Below are 13,912 nucleotides of genomic sequence, written 5' to 3'. Positions count from 1 at the left end.
GACATTCCCCGGCCGCAGGCGTATCCTAGCGGCCCGCTTGCAGGGCCGGTAAACGGCTTGGCGGGGCGGGGTGGCCGCTTAGGGCCTGTTCAAAGTCTGCTGCGCTTCCGTGAGACGCGGCACGGTGAGCGCCGCATGCGACATGCTCCCGTGTCACGAGCGCATGCCGGGTTCTCAGCGATTTTCGCCAAGTTTATGTCTCGCGCGTGCTCGCGGGATTTTGGACAGGTTCTATAGACGCGGCCGAGGGTGAGCGACTTGTAAAGCGGGTCTGGCCTCGGGCCAGTCGGCTTTGTCAGCCGCTCCTTGCCGCGTGGAAATCATTGTTTCAGCTAGGAGCTCAGATGACGAGCCAGATCGTATGGGTGGACGGCGCGGCGCAAGGCCGCTATGTGGATGAGTTGGAGCAGGGCAAGGTCTTGTATCTGCCCAGCTTCGATTTCAAGCTGCTGGCCGAGGAGGGCCGCTTGCTGGACCCGGCCGTCGCCGATCCCAAACGCAAGAACATCAGCCTGGAGCCGGACAACGGCGCTTTGCACGGCGTGGTGGGCGGCGCGGAACGGGAGGCGGAGGTGCGCGGCTTGATCGCGCGTTACCAGCGGGCCGCCGCGGACCTGGCCGCGCGCTTGTTGCCGGAATACCAGGGCAAGCTGCGCGCGGCGCCCACCAGCCTGCGGCTGATGCGGGTGGAGGACCGCCGGACGTCCTGGCGCAAGGACGATAGCCGGCTGCATGTTGACGCGTTTCCGTCCCGTCCCAATTACGGCGAACGCATTCTGCGGGTGTTCTGCAATATCAACCCCGATGGCGAGCCCCGGGTGTGGCGGGTGGGCGAACCGTTCACCGATATGGCGCGGCGCATGTTGCCGCGGGTGCCGCGGCAGTGGCCGGGTTCGGCGGCCTTGCTGGCGGGCTTGAGGATCACCAAGCGCAAGCGCAGCGCTTACGATCACATCATGCTGCATCTGCACGACGCGATGAAGGCGGACCTGGATTATCAGCGCCAATGTCCGCAGGAAACCATGCCGTTCCCGCCCGGTTGCGCCTGGGTCTGTTTCTCGGATCACGCGTCGCACGCGGTGATGTCCGGCCAGTTCATGCTGGAGCAGACTTTCTGGTTGCCGGTGGCGGAGATGGCCCAGCCGCAGCAGTCGCCGCTGGCCTTGCTGGAGCAGTTGTCGGGCCGGGCTTTGTTGTAAGGCGGCCAAAGGCGGGGCGGGCGAGGCCGGTCCGCTCCCAGCGGGGGCGAAATCGGTTACAATCTTCGATTAGTCATAAACTCGCACCGCACAAAACAATGAGCACGGAAAACAACGCGCCGGTTGTCAGCAACTTCATCCGCAACATCATTGACGAGGACCTGGCCTCCGGCAAGCACAGCAGCATCGTCACCCGCTTCCCGCCGGAACCCAACGGCTTCGCCCATATCGGCCACGCCAAGGCCATTTGCCTGAACTTCGGCCTGGCCGAGGACTACCAGGGCAAGTGCAATCTGCGCATGGACGACACCAATCCGGAGAAAGAATCGCCGGAGTACGTGCAGTCCTTCATCGACGACATCAGCTGGATGGGTTTCAAGTGGGACGGCGACGTGCGCTTCGCTTCCGACTACTTCGACCGCCTGTACGGTTATGCGGTGGAGCTGATCCAGGCCGGCAAGGCCTATGTGGACGATCTGTCCGCCGAGGAAATGCGCCAGTACCGCGGCAGCCTGACCGAGCCGGGCAAGAACAGCCCCTACCGCGAGCGCAGCGTGGAGGAGAATCTGGACCTGTTCTCCCGCATGAAGAACGGCGAGTTTCCGGACGGCAGCAAGACGTTGCGCCTGAAGATAGACATGTCTTCCGGCAACATCAATCTGCGCGATCCGGCCATCTACCGCATCCGCCGCGCGCATCATCACCGCACCGGCGACAAGTGGTGCATCTACCCGATGTACGACTACACCCATTGCATTTCGGACGCCATCGAGGGCATCACCCACTCCTTGTGTACGCTGGAGTTCGAAGACCATCGTCCCTTGTACGACTGGGTGCTGGACAATATCAGCATCGGCTGCCATCCGCGTCAGTATGAATCGTCGCGCCTGGAACTGCTGTATACGCTGACCTCCAAGCGCAAGCTGCTGGCGCTGGTCAACGAGGGCGCGGTGAGCGGCTGGGACGATCCGCGCATGCCTACCGTGGCCGGCATGCGCCGCCGCGGCTACAGTCCGGCCGGCATCAAGCTGTTCGCTCAGCGCATCGGCGTGTCCAAGAGCGAAAACATCATCGACATGACCATTCTGGAAGGCGCGGTGCGCGAGACGTTGGAAAACGATTCGCCGCGCGTGATGGCGGTGGTGAATCCGCTGAAAGTGACGCTGAGCAATTACGATGCCGCCGTCACCGCCAGCCGCAGCGCGCCCTTCCATCCGCATCATCCGGAGTTCGGCGAGCGCGAAGTGCCGATCGCCCGCGAGATCTGGATTGAGCAGGACGACTTCGCCGAAGTGCCGCCGCCCAAGTGGCAGCGCCTGACCGTTGGCGGCGAAGTGCGCCTGCGTTATTCCTACGTGATCAAGTGCGAGGAAGTGGTTAAGGACGCGGCCGGCAAGGTGGTGGAACTCAAGTGCAGCATCGACCACGACACGCTGGGCAAGAACCCGGAAGGCCGCAAGGTCAAGGGCGTGATCCACTGGGTGTCCGCCGAGCACGCGATTGAGGCCGATGTGCGCTGGTACGAGCGCCTGTTCACCGAGCCGCGTCCGGACGCGGTGCGCGGCGAGGACGGCGAATATCTGGACTTCCGCCAGTTCCTGAACCCGGAATCGCTGAAACTGGTGCCGACCTATGTCGAGGCCTCGGTGCTGCAGGCCGAGCCGGAATCGCGCTTCCAGTTTGAACGCCTGGGTTATTTCGTCACCGACCGTTACGAGCATCAGCCGGGGGTCAAGGCGGTGTTCAACCGCAGTGTGGGCCTGAAGGACAGCTGGAGCAAATAAGCTTGGACGCCCGGCCGGAAGCTGTGCGCGTCCGGCGAGGGAATGACTTTCAGCAATGGCGGGCCCGCGGGTCCGCCATTTTTGCGGCGTGCATGCATTCCAATAAAAACCAAGGATCAACGATGAAACTATCCGTGAAACTGCTTGCCCTGTCCCTGCTGGCCGCCGGCCTGCTCTCCGCCTGCGCCGCCACGCCCGGCAAGGGCAATTATGTCGAAGACAAGACTTACAAGATCACCATCCTGCACACCAACGACCACCACGGCCGTTTCTGGCCCAATAGCGACGGCGAATACGGCCTGGCCGCGCAGAAGACCCTGGTGGACCAGGTGCGCGCCGAGGTCAAGGCCGACGGCGGCTATATGCTGCTGCTGTCCGGCGGCGACATCAATACCGGGGTGCCGGAGTCCGATCTGCAGGACGCGGAGCCGGATTTCCGCGGCATGAGCCGCATAGGCTACGACGCGATGGCGGTGGGCAACCACGAGTTCGACAAGCCGGTGCCGGTGTTGATGAAACAGCGCAAGTGGATCAACTTCCCCATGCTGTCCGCCAACATCTACCAGGACGGCAAGCGAATGTTCGACCCGTACGCGATGTTCAATCTGGGCGGGGTGAGGGTGGCGGTGCTGGGCCTGACCACCGACGACACCGCCAAGATGGTGAACCCGGAGCAGGTCAAGGGCATCGAGTTCCGCAGCCCCATCGCCGAGGCCGGCAAGCTGGTGCCGGAGCTGCGCCAGCAGGCCGACATCGTCATCGCCGCCACCCATATGGGCCATTACACCGACGGCCAGCACGGCGTGAACGCGCCGGGCGACGTGGAGATGGCCCGCGCGGTGAAGGGGCTGGACCTGATCGTGGGCGGCCACAGTCAGAACCCGGTGTGCATGAAGGCGGAAAACCAGCGCGACGACGCCTATGTGCCGGGCGCGCCCTGCGCGCCGGACCGCCAGAACGGCGCCTGGATCGTGCAGGCGCACGAGTGGGGCAAATACGTGGGCCGTGCCGATTTCGAGTTCCGCAACGGTAAACTCAAGCTCTCCAAATACCGGCTGATTCCGGTCAATCTGAAGAAAAGCGTCAAGGGCGTGGACGGCAAGGATCAGAAAGTGCCGTACACCCAGCTGATCGAGGAAGACGGCAAGCTGCGCAACTTCCTGCAAAGTTATCAGAACAAGGGCCAGGCGGCGCTGGATGTGCCGGTGGGGCGGACCAGCGCCAAGCTGGACGGCGACCGCGGCGTGGTGCGCAGCCAGCCCACCAATCTGGGCGTCTTCGTCGGCCGGGTGATGATGGACAAGGTCAAGGCGGACTTCGCCGTGTCCAATTCCGGCGGCATCCGCGATTCGCTGCCGGCCGGCGCGATCAACTACCGCGACGTGCTGAAGGTGTTCCCCTTCGGCAGCACCCTGGTCTATGTGGACCTGAACGGCCAGGAAGCGCTGGATTACCTGAAGGCCGCCGCGCGGATGACGCCCGGCGCCGGCGCCTTTGGCCAGTTCGCCGGCGTCAAGCTGCGCATCGTCGGCGGCGAGCTGCAGCAGGCGCTGATCGGCGGCCAGCCCATCGATCCGGCCAAGACCTACCGGATGGCGATCAACAGCTTCATCGCCGCCGGCGGCGACGGTTACCCGCTGATGAACAAGCATCCGGGCTACGTCAACACCGGCTTCGTCGACGCCGAGATGCTGCGCGAGTACATCGCCGCGCATTCGCCGATAGACGCCGGCGCTTACGCGCCCGGGGACGCAGTGACGCGCAACTGAGCGCGGTCAGAGCGGTGCCGGTCATGAAAACCGCAGCCAGGGAGGCTGCGGTTTTTATTTGGGCGTCTAGCCCTTATCCTCCAGGCCGGCTGGCGCCAGCCGGCTGAGCAGGCGGTCCAGGCCGGCGGCGGGGCGTCGTTCGGCCTCAGCGGCTTCCTTGCGCAGCACCGCGGCGCGGACCAGCTTGCCGCCCAGATAACGAAAAGGCTCCGGCGGGAATTGGCGCACAGCGCGGCCCACCAGCGGGCAGCGGCTCCACGCATCGTCCAGATCCAGCGCCAGGCTGCTGAGAATCTGCGCGCCGATGCGGCTGGGGCCTACGCCATTGCCGCTCCACCCTATGCCGTAGACGAGGTGGGGCGCGTCCGGTAGGCGGCCGAATAGCGGCAGGCTGTCGTAGCTGCGGTCTATGGGGCCGGACCAGCTGTGCTCAACGGCCACGTCGGCCAGCGTCGGGTAGACGCGGCGGAAGTCGCTCTCGGTCAAGGCGTTCAGCGCTGGATCATCGTCGAAGCCCGCGTCGATGCGGCTGTTGAAGCCAAAGCGACCGGTGCCCTTGCCAAAGACGATGCGGTGGTCGCGGGTGGTGCGGTAATAATCGACCAGCAGTTGCGAATCGGTGATGGCCTCGCCGCCGGTCCAGCCTATCTCCGTCAGCCGCTCGGGAATGGGCGGCGTAGCCAGCAGGGTGCTGGTGACGGGCAGGACGCTGCGCGCCAACTCCGGGACGGAAACGGCCCAGGCATTGCTCGCGATCACGACTTTGTCCGCGCTCAGCGTGCCGCCCGGCGTGATCAGCCGGGCCGGCTGTCCGCGTTCTATCCGCCGCACCGGACTGTGTTCGAAGATGCGCACGCCGTTTTCCAGCGCGACGCGGCGCAGGCCGCGCGCCAGCCGGGCCGGCTGCACGGTGGCGTTGCCGGTCTCGATCACGCCTTGCAGGTGTTGCGGCGAGCCGCTGCGGCGGGCGACTTCCTCCGCCGGCAGCGGCACGAAAGTGGGGTACCCCAGGCGCTCCGCCAATTGCTGCACGTCAAGCCAGGCGCCGTGCTGCGCCGGGGTGGTGGCGGTCCACAGCCAGCCGGCGCGGCGGAAGTGGGCATCGATGGCGTGTCGGCGGCAAAAGGCGTCGATATCGTCGATGGCCTGTTCTGAGGCCAGAACCAGGCGCAGCGCCTCGCCCGGGCCGCAGATGGCGCTCAGAGAACGGATCTTGGGCCACCAGGACATGACGAAGCCGCCGTTGCGGCCGGAAGCGCCGCCGCCGCAGACATCCTGCTCGACAATGGCGATTTGCGTGGCCGGGCGTTTTTCCAGTATCTGCAGCGCAGTCCACAGGCCGACGAAGCCGCCGCCGATGATGGCGATGTCCACGTGCAAGTCGCGGTCCAATGCATTGCCGTCGGTCAGGTCGGCGGAGACTTCTTGCAGCCAGAGAGAACGTTTCATATGCGGGCTTTCTTGGGGGTGTTACCAACTAGCCGGCAGCCAGCCCATGGCGGCGGCGATGGCGTACAGGCCGCTGCCGGCGAAGGTCGCCGCGATCAAGGCCTGGATCAGCGGATGGGCGTACCAACCGCAGCGGAAGGCGGGAACGGTTTCGCCGTGGCGGCGCGCCCGATTCAGCAGGATGATGGGCATGATGCCCATCAGCACGCCGCCGAAGGTGCCGGCGAAGTACAGCGCGCCGACAAAGCTGGAGGCGCCGGAATAGGCGAACAGAAACGGCGGCAGCGCGACCGCCGCCAGCACCAGGCAGCGTTTGACGGGGTGGCCTTCCGGACCCAGACGGAAATGGTCGAAGATATTGGTGAGCAGGCAGCCGCCCAGCCCCCAGTAAGAGGTCATCATGGCCAGCAGCGCGAAGATATTGGCGGTGTAATACGCCCAATTGCCCAGGGCGCGCCCCCAGTTGAGCGTGGCCACCTGGCTGACGTTGTCGTTGCCGACCAGTGCGATCACCGAAGCGGGAATGGCCGCCACCAGCAGCAAAGTGGCCAGCATGCCGGCCACGATCAGGCGCGGCAGTTGACGGGCTTGATGCTGATTGCCGCGCACCAGTTCCGGCACCAGGAATTGCGCGCCAAAGACGAAGACCGCCAGATTGAACACCGGGATCACGTATTCCCATTCCCTTTGCAGCAGATAGGCGACGTTGGACGAGGGATGGGAGATCGTGGCGAAAATGAGGACGAGGACGATGGTCATCATCGCGCCGCTGATCAGTTTTTGGCCGGCGCCCAAGGCTTTCAGGCCCAGGTACAGAATCAAGGCGGAGGGAATGAAGAACAACAGGCTGCCCAGCTGCGGGCTTAGGCCGTATTCATTGAAGAAATCGGCGAGGATGTTGCCGCTGCCGCTCATATAAGCGGTGAGCGCGCCATAGCTGTTGGCGGCGACGGCGATGAAAATCAGCCAAGCGCCGATGCCGCCCAGGTAGCGTTGAGCCAGGCCGCTGAGTTGGTGGTTGCCGCGGGTGCGCAAACAGGCCTCGGCGGTGTAGAGCATGGTGATGATGCAGATGACGCAAGTGAGGATCAGGCAGGCCAGCAAGGGCAGGTAACCCGTTTTGCGGGCGGCGAAAGCAATGCCCAGCACGCCGGCGCCGATATTGGTGCCGACGATGATGCCTATGGTTTCCAGGGAGCCGATGGGGTGAACTTCCAGGCCGGAATCCGTGGACGGGTTTTGATTGACGGGAAGTGGGCGGGTGTTATCTAACATGCATTTTTCCTTTTAATTTAATATATTAATTATTTATTGTTTTATTGAACTCAAATGTCCTATCTGTGAGGGTGGGAGAGGGAGCCGAAGCGGGCCGCGCAAGCGCTGCAAAAGGGTTTCAAACTATAGCATGCCGGGCTGTGAGCGCCCGCTCAGCGTGGTCTGGTTCGGATAGTCTGTATTTGTCCTGACCTTTGGGCCCGGTGAATACGCGGGCGCGCTTGCCTACGGTAATGGAGGCAGTGGCAGCTTGAGACGGAGGGCTTCTTCTGCGCGTCGGCGCGCGGAAACCGGCCTGGGAGCCTGTTCAATGACTGCTGCGCGTCGGCGATACGGCGTTGAAAACAGTTTCGAGGCGCTCATGTGCCAGGAGTGCATGCCGCTTTTTCCGCCGCAACGCCTTGTCTCGCTCTAGTTCGCGAGACTTCAAACAGGCTCTGAGAAGTTTGGCGTTTGAACCCTTACAGGAGAACGACGATGGCTCAGCAAGGCGTATTCACTCTTCCCCCGCGCATCAACTTCGGCGTGACCGCGTTGACCAATGCGGCTTATCAGCAAAACATCACCGTATACGTGGACAACGAGCCGCGCGCCACGTTCAGCGGCAGTGGCGTGGACGACCGCAATCTGGGCACGCGGGTGATCAACTCCGGTTCCGGTGCGGTGAGGGTGGCGGTGACGGTCAACGGCAAGCAGTCCGACCTGGTGTCCAGCCAGGTGGTGTTGGCCAATCGTCTGAACCTGGCCTTGGTGGGCGCGGAAGACGGCGCGGACCAGGACTACAACGACTCCATCGTGGTATTGAACTGGCCGCTGGGTTAAGCGGGTCCGACGGATAAGCAAAGCCCCCATCTCGGGGGCTTTGTCGTGTCAGTCTTCCAGGGTTTCGTGGCTGGCGGCCTTGCCTTCCCGCCAGTAGCTGGCGGCGCGGATGCGGCTCTTGTCTATGCCGCGCTCCTCGCGCAGGTATTGGCGCACTGCGCGGATGGCGTGGTATTCGCCGGCGGCCCAGACAAAGCCTTCGCCCGCCGGCAGCGTCAGCGGCTTGAGCGCGGAGAGCAGCGCGGGCTCGGCGTCGGCGCCTTGGTGCACCCAGCGGATGTCGGCATTGGGATGGGCGGGCAGTTCGCAGCTTTGACCCGCCTCGCTGGTTTGCAGCAGGGCGATGACCTTGGCCGCGGGCGGCAGCTCGGCCAGGCGGCGGCGGATGGCCGGCAAGGCGGACTCGTCGCCGATCAGCAGGTGCCAGTCGAAAGCCGCCGGAATGACCAAGGAGCCGCGCGGGCCGCCTATGCCCAGGTATTGGCCGGGCTTGGCCTGAGCCGCCCAGCTGGTGGCGGGGCCGGCCTCGTGCAGTACGAACTCCAGGTCCAGCTCCAACCGCTCCGGGTCGAAGCGGCAGGGGGTGTAGTCGCGCGCGGTGGGGCGCGGCTGGCCTTCCGGATAAATCAGGGTTTCGTCCACCAGCGCCGGCAGCGCGGGTTTGGCGTCCGGATGCTCGGGGAAGAACACTTTGAGGTGGTCGTCGAAGGAGGCGGTGGCGAAGCCCGCCAGTTCCTCGCCGCCCAGGGTGACACGGAGCAGCTTGGGGCCGAGCGGGCGGATGGCGCGCACTTGCAGCAGGCGGAAGCGCAGCGGGTGGCGCAGGCGTTGCACGGTCAGATCGGGTGTGGTCATAGAGAATCCTGTCTTGAAGTCATGGCTGGGCGGCTTGGGGGCGTGAACAGCTTCTTGGACGCTGTTTACGGCCATGCGGGCAAGAGCGGGGGACTTTGCGGCTGAGAAAGCGGAATGCGCGTACGGCGCATAAGCGTTTCAAAGCGGGTTTCAAGGCCTTGCTGAATCCCTCTCGCCGGTGCGTAACTGGCCGTCAGCACCTTATTAGCCGGTGTCGCCCAGAATTTGCTCACAGGCTTGCCTCAGGATGGCGGCGATGCGGCGTTGTTCGTCCTCGTCGACGTTGGCGGTGCGCATCAGCGCTTGCTTCAAGTCGCCGCGGGCCCGGGTCAGTTCCGGAATCCAGCTGCCGACGGCGTCGTCCGGCGGCGGCATTTCCCCGGTCAGCGCGCGGCGGATCGAGTTCATCTTGCGCGCGATGTGCTGCAGCCGCGCCATCATCCATTCCACTTGTTCGCGGTTCTGTTCCAGATAGTCGCGGCCGGTCTCTGTCAGCGCATAGCATTTGCGCTTGCCTTCCTCGCTCACCGAGATATGGCCCAGTTCTTCCAGATAGGTCAGCGCCGGGTAAACCATGCCCGGGCTGGGGCTGTAAAAGCCGTTGCTGCGGCTTTGCAGCGCCTTGATCAGTTCGTAGCCGTGGCTGGGGCGTTCTTCCAGCAGGGCCAGCAACAGCAGCTGCAATTCGTCGGAGCTGAATTTGCGGCCGCGGGTCATGCTTTCGTCGTCGCCGCCGCCAAAGCCGCCGAATCCTCCGTGTCGGCCATGGCCGCCGCCGTGGCCGTGCCGGGCCATCGCGTGGAGACGATGATGCGCGTTGCGTCCGCCCAGGCGGCGCAGCAGGGTGTCGAGACGGTGAGGCATGACGGCTCTCCTGAAAAAATATATCTTAAGATATGTTTTTAGATAGGATAAAGTCAAGCCGGCTCAGCAAGGGCGGTGAGAATTTGTGGCGTTTTTGGCACGATGCCCGCATCGGTCCACGCCTCGCGAGCAAGAGCGGGACCAGGCGAAAGCGGCTGAGGAGGCGGAGTGCGCAAGAAGCACATGAGCGCTCCGAAGACGTTTTCAAGGCCGTAGCGCTGAAGCGCAGCGACTTTGAACAGGTTCTAAAAGAAAAGCCGCCCGGAGGCGGCTGGAGGGCGGCGGGGCGGCTTAGTCGCCGCTGACCACGTCCACGCCCTTGGGCGGCACGAAGGCGAAGCGGGAGGCGGGCAGCGGCGGGTTCTGCTGCGGCGCGCTGAAGCTGACCTTGGTGTGGTTGCCGAAGCTGTCGGTCAGCTCCATTTCCACCAGCATATTGGCCTTGAAGCCCATGCGGATGGCGCTGAAGCTGTTATCGGCCTGCTTGGGGCTGGCGGACAGCCATTCCACTTCGCCGGTTTTGCCGGCTTCCTGCAACTGGTAGTTCCGCTCGATGGCGTTGTTGCCGGCCAGCAAGGCCGCCGGGCTGGAGCCCAGCGCCGCGCCCTGGGCCTTGCGGGTGACTTGCGCCAGATCCTTGTCGTAGACCCACAGCGTCTTGCCGTCGCCGACGATCAATTGTTCATAGGGCTTGCTGTACTCCCAGCGGAATTTGCCGGGACGGGCGATTTCCAGCCGGCCGCTGGCTTCCTCGCGCTTGCTCTTGTTGCTGACCACTTGCTTGAAGTCGGCGCTCAGGGTTTTGTTGCCGGCGACGAAGGCTTTGAGCTGGGCGATGGCGGCGGCGTGGGAGGCGGCCGGCAGCGCCAGCGCGGAGAGGGCGACTGCGGCTGAGATCAGTTTCATCTTCATGCGGGGAAATCCTTGCGGTGGGCGGCCCGGGCCGCGTGACCAAGATGGGACCGCCGGGACGGCGCGCGGTTTCCGCGCGCGCGTCGGCGGCGACGCCGTTTTGTTAGCGATTATTGCGCGGCGGTTTCTTCCGCGGCCGTCGCCTCTTCGTCGGCCGCCGGCGGCTGGTTGAGCGCGTGCAGCGCCAGGCCCAGCGATTTCAGCCACTCCGGCTTGTCCAGGCGTTCCAGGTCCAGGATGTCGGCCTCGGCGGGCTGGTAGGCGAACACCGGCTTGCCCTGGTTGCTGTAGCGGATGTCGGCGTGGGCCTGACCGCGGAAGCCCGGGCTGTTGAAGCGTATGGTCTGGCGGATGGCCAGCAGGTCGCCGCCGCGGCTGACGTAAAGATCGCTGACGGTGTTGCTGTTCAGCGGATTGGCCTCGGAGGCCTTGATCAGGCTGTCGATCATCTGCAGCAGGCTTTCGCTGCCCAGCGGACCGGGTTTGATCTGCGGCTTGCGCGCGGCTTCCTGGCGCGCGACCTGGATCAGGCCGGCGATGATGTGGGAAGCCAGCTGGTTTTCCTGGGCGCGGTTCATGGCGATGCGCAGCCGGTAGCGCGCGCCCAGTTCCGCGGCGCGCGAGTCCAGCGGCTGGAAGCTGAACGCCTGCTTGTCCACCTTGGCGTAGGCTTCGTCCAGCAGTTTCGGCATCGCCTGGTACATGGCCTGCAGCGGGAAGTTGTCGGCCACGCGCTGCGGCAGCCGCACGCGCAGGAACTTGCCTTCGTAGGCTTGCATTTCCGGCACGAACAGATAGGCGGCGGACGGGTCCACCAGCAAGGACAGGTCCTTGGCGTGGAATTGCAGCGGCAGTTGCACGCTGGTCAGCAGGTTGCGGCGCTCCAGGCGCAGCGCCGGAATCAGTTCCAGCTTGCCGCCCGGCACGTCCAGCGCGGCCTTGATGTTGAGGCGCATGCTGCGGGCGATTTGATCGGCGGCGGAGGCGGCGGCCTGTTCCAGCGTGCTGCCGTCTTCCTTGGCCTTGTCGACGTCGGCGACGCTCAGCTCATCGAAGCCGATGTCGGCGTCCAGGTTGTAGCCCTTGCTGTTCCAGTTTTGCAGCATGATCTTGCGGACGGCCTGGTCCGCGCTTTTGTTGGCGATCGGCGAGACGCAGCCGGTCAGCAGCGCGATGCCGCACAGCGCGGCGCATAGTCCCAGTTTTTTTAGACGCATTATTGTTTCCTTGAGCGAGATTCTGCGCCGGGCGGGTGGGGTCGGTCCGGCGCGAGCCGGACAGTTTAACGCATCCGGCATCGCCTATGTCATGCGCGGGGCCGGGGCGGGGCGGTCCCGGCTGGGGGATCAGCTGAATTTATTGGTGATGGGGTAGCGCCAGTCCTTGCCGAAACCGCGGTGGGTCACGCGCGGGCCCACCGGCGCCTGGCGGCGTTTGTACTCGTTGATCTTCAGCAGCCGCACCACGCGGCGCACATCGGCCTCGGCGTAGCCTTCGGCGATGATGGCCTCGGCGGACAGGTTTTCCTCCACGTAGCGCGCCATGATGGCGTCCAGCACCTCGTAGGGCGGCAGGCTGTCCTGGTCGGTCTGGTCCGGGCGCAATTCCGCCGACGGCGGCCGGGTGATGATGCGTTCCGGGATGATCTCGCCTTGCAGATTGCGCCAGCGGCACAGTTCGAACACCAGGGTCTTGGCCACGTCCTTGAGCACGGCGAAACCGCCGGCCATGTCGCCGTACAGGGTGCAGTAGCCGGTGGTCATTTCCGATTTGTTGCCGGTGGTGAGCACCAGCTTGCCGCTCTTGTTGGACAGCGCCATCAGCAGGGTGCCGCGGATGCGGGCCTGCAGGTTTTCCTCTGTGGTGTCCTCGGCCAGGCCGGCGAAGCTGGGCGCCAGCGCCTGGACGAAGCTTTCGTACATCGGCCAGATTTCGATCTCGTCGTACTTCACGCCCAGGCGCTGCACCATGTCGCGGGAATCGGTCACCGAGATGTCCGCGGTGTAGCGCGAGGGCATCATCACCGCGTGCACCTTGTCCGCGCCCAGCGCGTCCACCGCCACTGCCAGGGTCAGCGCGGAGTCTATGCCGCCGGACAGGCCCAGCAGCGCGCCGGGGAAGCCGTTTTTGCCGATGTAGTCGCGCACGCCGGCCACCAGGGTGCGGTAAACGCTTTCCAGCGGGCCGGGCAGGGCCGCCTTGGCGCCGGGCAGCAGATCGCCGCCGTCGAAATCGACGATCAGTAGTTCGTCGTCATAGGCGGCGGCCTGGGCCACCACCTCGCCGGCGCGGTTGACGGCGAAGGAGGCGCCGTCGAACACCAGTTCGTCCTGGCCTCCGGTCAGATTGACGTAGGCGAAGGGCAGGCCGGTTTCCTCGGCGCGGAAGCGCACCACGTCGTGGCGGGTTTCAATCTTGTTGCGATGGAAAGGCGAGGCGTTGAGCACCACCACCACGTCGGCGCCGGCGTCGGCGGCCTCGGCGGCCGGGTCGACGGACCAGACGTCCTCGCAGATCAGCACGCCCACCTTGGCCTCGCCCTGCTGGAACACCAGCGGCGCGGCACCGGGGGTGAAGTAGCGGCATTCGTCGAACACTTCATCGTTGGGCAGCAGCATCTTGTGATACTGGCCCAGACGGTTGCCGTCGCGCAGCACGGTGGCGGCGTTGAAGCGATCCGCGCCCATCCGGGCCGGATGGCCCACCACCAGGGTGATGCCGTCCAATTCCAGCAGTTCGTCCAGCGCCTGGCTGCAGGCGCGGTAGAAACTGTCGCGCAGCAGCAGGTCTTCCGGGCTGTAGCCGGTCAAGGCCAGCTCCGGCGTGACCAGCACGTCCGCGCCCTGGGCGATGGCCGCGTGGGCGAGGTCGAGGATTTTGCGGGTGTTGCCGGGGATATCGCCGACAACGGGGTTGAACTGGGCGAGCGCGATACGCATCTTGATAGGGAACCGAATGTTTCGAGATAGATGGAATTTTACCT

Annotated in this window: 11 protein-coding genes; 4 read left to right on the top strand and 7 right to left on the bottom strand. The window is 64.7% G+C overall.

The features are described from left to right. Positions 1 to 344: 344 nt before the first annotated feature. From JC616_RS14930 to ushA, 3 genes are all read left to right on the top strand, one after another. A complete protein-coding gene (locus tag JC616_RS14930; RefSeq protein ID WP_107800180.1) occupies positions 345 to 1,199 on the top strand; it encodes a Kdo hydroxylase family protein in 855 nt (284 codons plus the stop codon). Positions 1,200 to 1,297: 98 nt separating this feature from the next. Then, positions 1,298 to 2,983, top strand: a complete 1,686-nt coding sequence (locus tag JC616_RS14925; protein WP_227103963.1) for a glutamine--tRNA ligase/YqeY domain fusion protein — start codon at positions 1,298 to 1,300, stop codon at positions 2,981 to 2,983. 122 nt (positions 2,984 to 3,105) lie between these two features. Then, positions 3,106 to 4,752, top strand: a complete 1,647-nt coding sequence (gene ushA, locus JC616_RS14920) for a bifunctional UDP-sugar hydrolase/5'-nucleotidase UshA (protein ID WP_227103961.1) — start codon at positions 3,106 to 3,108, stop codon at positions 4,750 to 4,752. Between the two features lie 66 nt (positions 4,753 to 4,818). Here the strand turns inward: ushA and JC616_RS14915 are convergent, their stop codons facing one another. Beyond that, a complete protein-coding gene (locus tag JC616_RS14915; RefSeq protein ID WP_227103959.1) occupies positions 4,819 to 6,201 on the bottom strand; it encodes an NAD(P)/FAD-dependent oxidoreductase in 1,383 nt (460 codons plus the stop codon). Between the two features lie 21 nt (positions 6,202 to 6,222). Next, the gene (locus tag JC616_RS14910; protein WP_107800176.1) at positions 6,223 to 7,476 is read right to left on the bottom strand and encodes an aromatic amino acid transport family protein; all 1,254 of its coding nucleotides are present in this window, start codon (positions 7,474 to 7,476) and stop codon (positions 6,223 to 6,225) included. Positions 7,477 to 7,953: 477 nt separating this feature from the next. On the opposite strand from JC616_RS14910, the gene JC616_RS14905 reads away from it, so the two are divergent. Further along, on the top strand, positions 7,954 to 8,298 hold the full coding sequence (locus JC616_RS14905) for a fucose-binding lectin II (protein WP_107800175.1): 345 nt from the start codon (positions 7,954 to 7,956) through the stop codon (positions 8,296 to 8,298). A 48-nt stretch (positions 8,299 to 8,346) separates the two neighbouring features. Here JC616_RS14905 and JC616_RS14900 read toward each other — a convergent pair whose 3' ends face one another. The 5 genes from JC616_RS14900 to JC616_RS14880 form a co-directional block, all read right to left on the bottom strand. Continuing rightward, positions 8,347 to 9,153 (bottom strand): siderophore-interacting protein, encoded by an 807-nt coding sequence (locus JC616_RS14900; RefSeq protein ID WP_227103957.1) that lies wholly within the window; start codon positions 9,151 to 9,153, stop codon positions 8,347 to 8,349. 204 nt (positions 9,154 to 9,357) lie between these two features. After that, complete coding sequence (locus JC616_RS14895) at positions 9,358 to 10,017, bottom strand: PadR family transcriptional regulator (protein WP_227103955.1); 660 nt, start codon at positions 10,015 to 10,017, stop codon at positions 9,358 to 9,360. A gap of 291 nt (positions 10,018 to 10,308) precedes the next feature. Continuing rightward, positions 10,309 to 10,929: an outer membrane lipoprotein chaperone LolA gene (lolA, locus tag JC616_RS14890; protein WP_107800172.1), complete on the bottom strand. Its 621-nt coding sequence runs from the start codon at positions 10,927 to 10,929 to the stop codon at positions 10,309 to 10,311. 110 nt (positions 10,930 to 11,039) lie between these two features. Next, complete coding sequence (locus JC616_RS14885; RefSeq protein WP_227103953.1) at positions 11,040 to 12,146, bottom strand: hypothetical protein; 1,107 nt, start codon at positions 12,144 to 12,146, stop codon at positions 11,040 to 11,042. Between the two features lie 129 nt (positions 12,147 to 12,275). Next, the gene (locus tag JC616_RS14880; protein WP_107800170.1) at positions 12,276 to 13,868 is read right to left on the bottom strand and encodes an NAD+ synthase; all 1,593 of its coding nucleotides are present in this window, start codon (positions 13,866 to 13,868) and stop codon (positions 12,276 to 12,278) included. Positions 13,869 to 13,912 lie beyond the last annotated feature (44 nt).

Source organism: Chromobacterium rhizoryzae (assembly GCF_020544465.1).
Lineage (GTDB): Bacteria > Pseudomonadota > Gammaproteobacteria > Burkholderiales > Chromobacteriaceae > Chromobacterium.
Note: the sequence above shows the minus strand (reverse complement) of the source record. Positions and strands in the feature narration are given on the sequence as shown.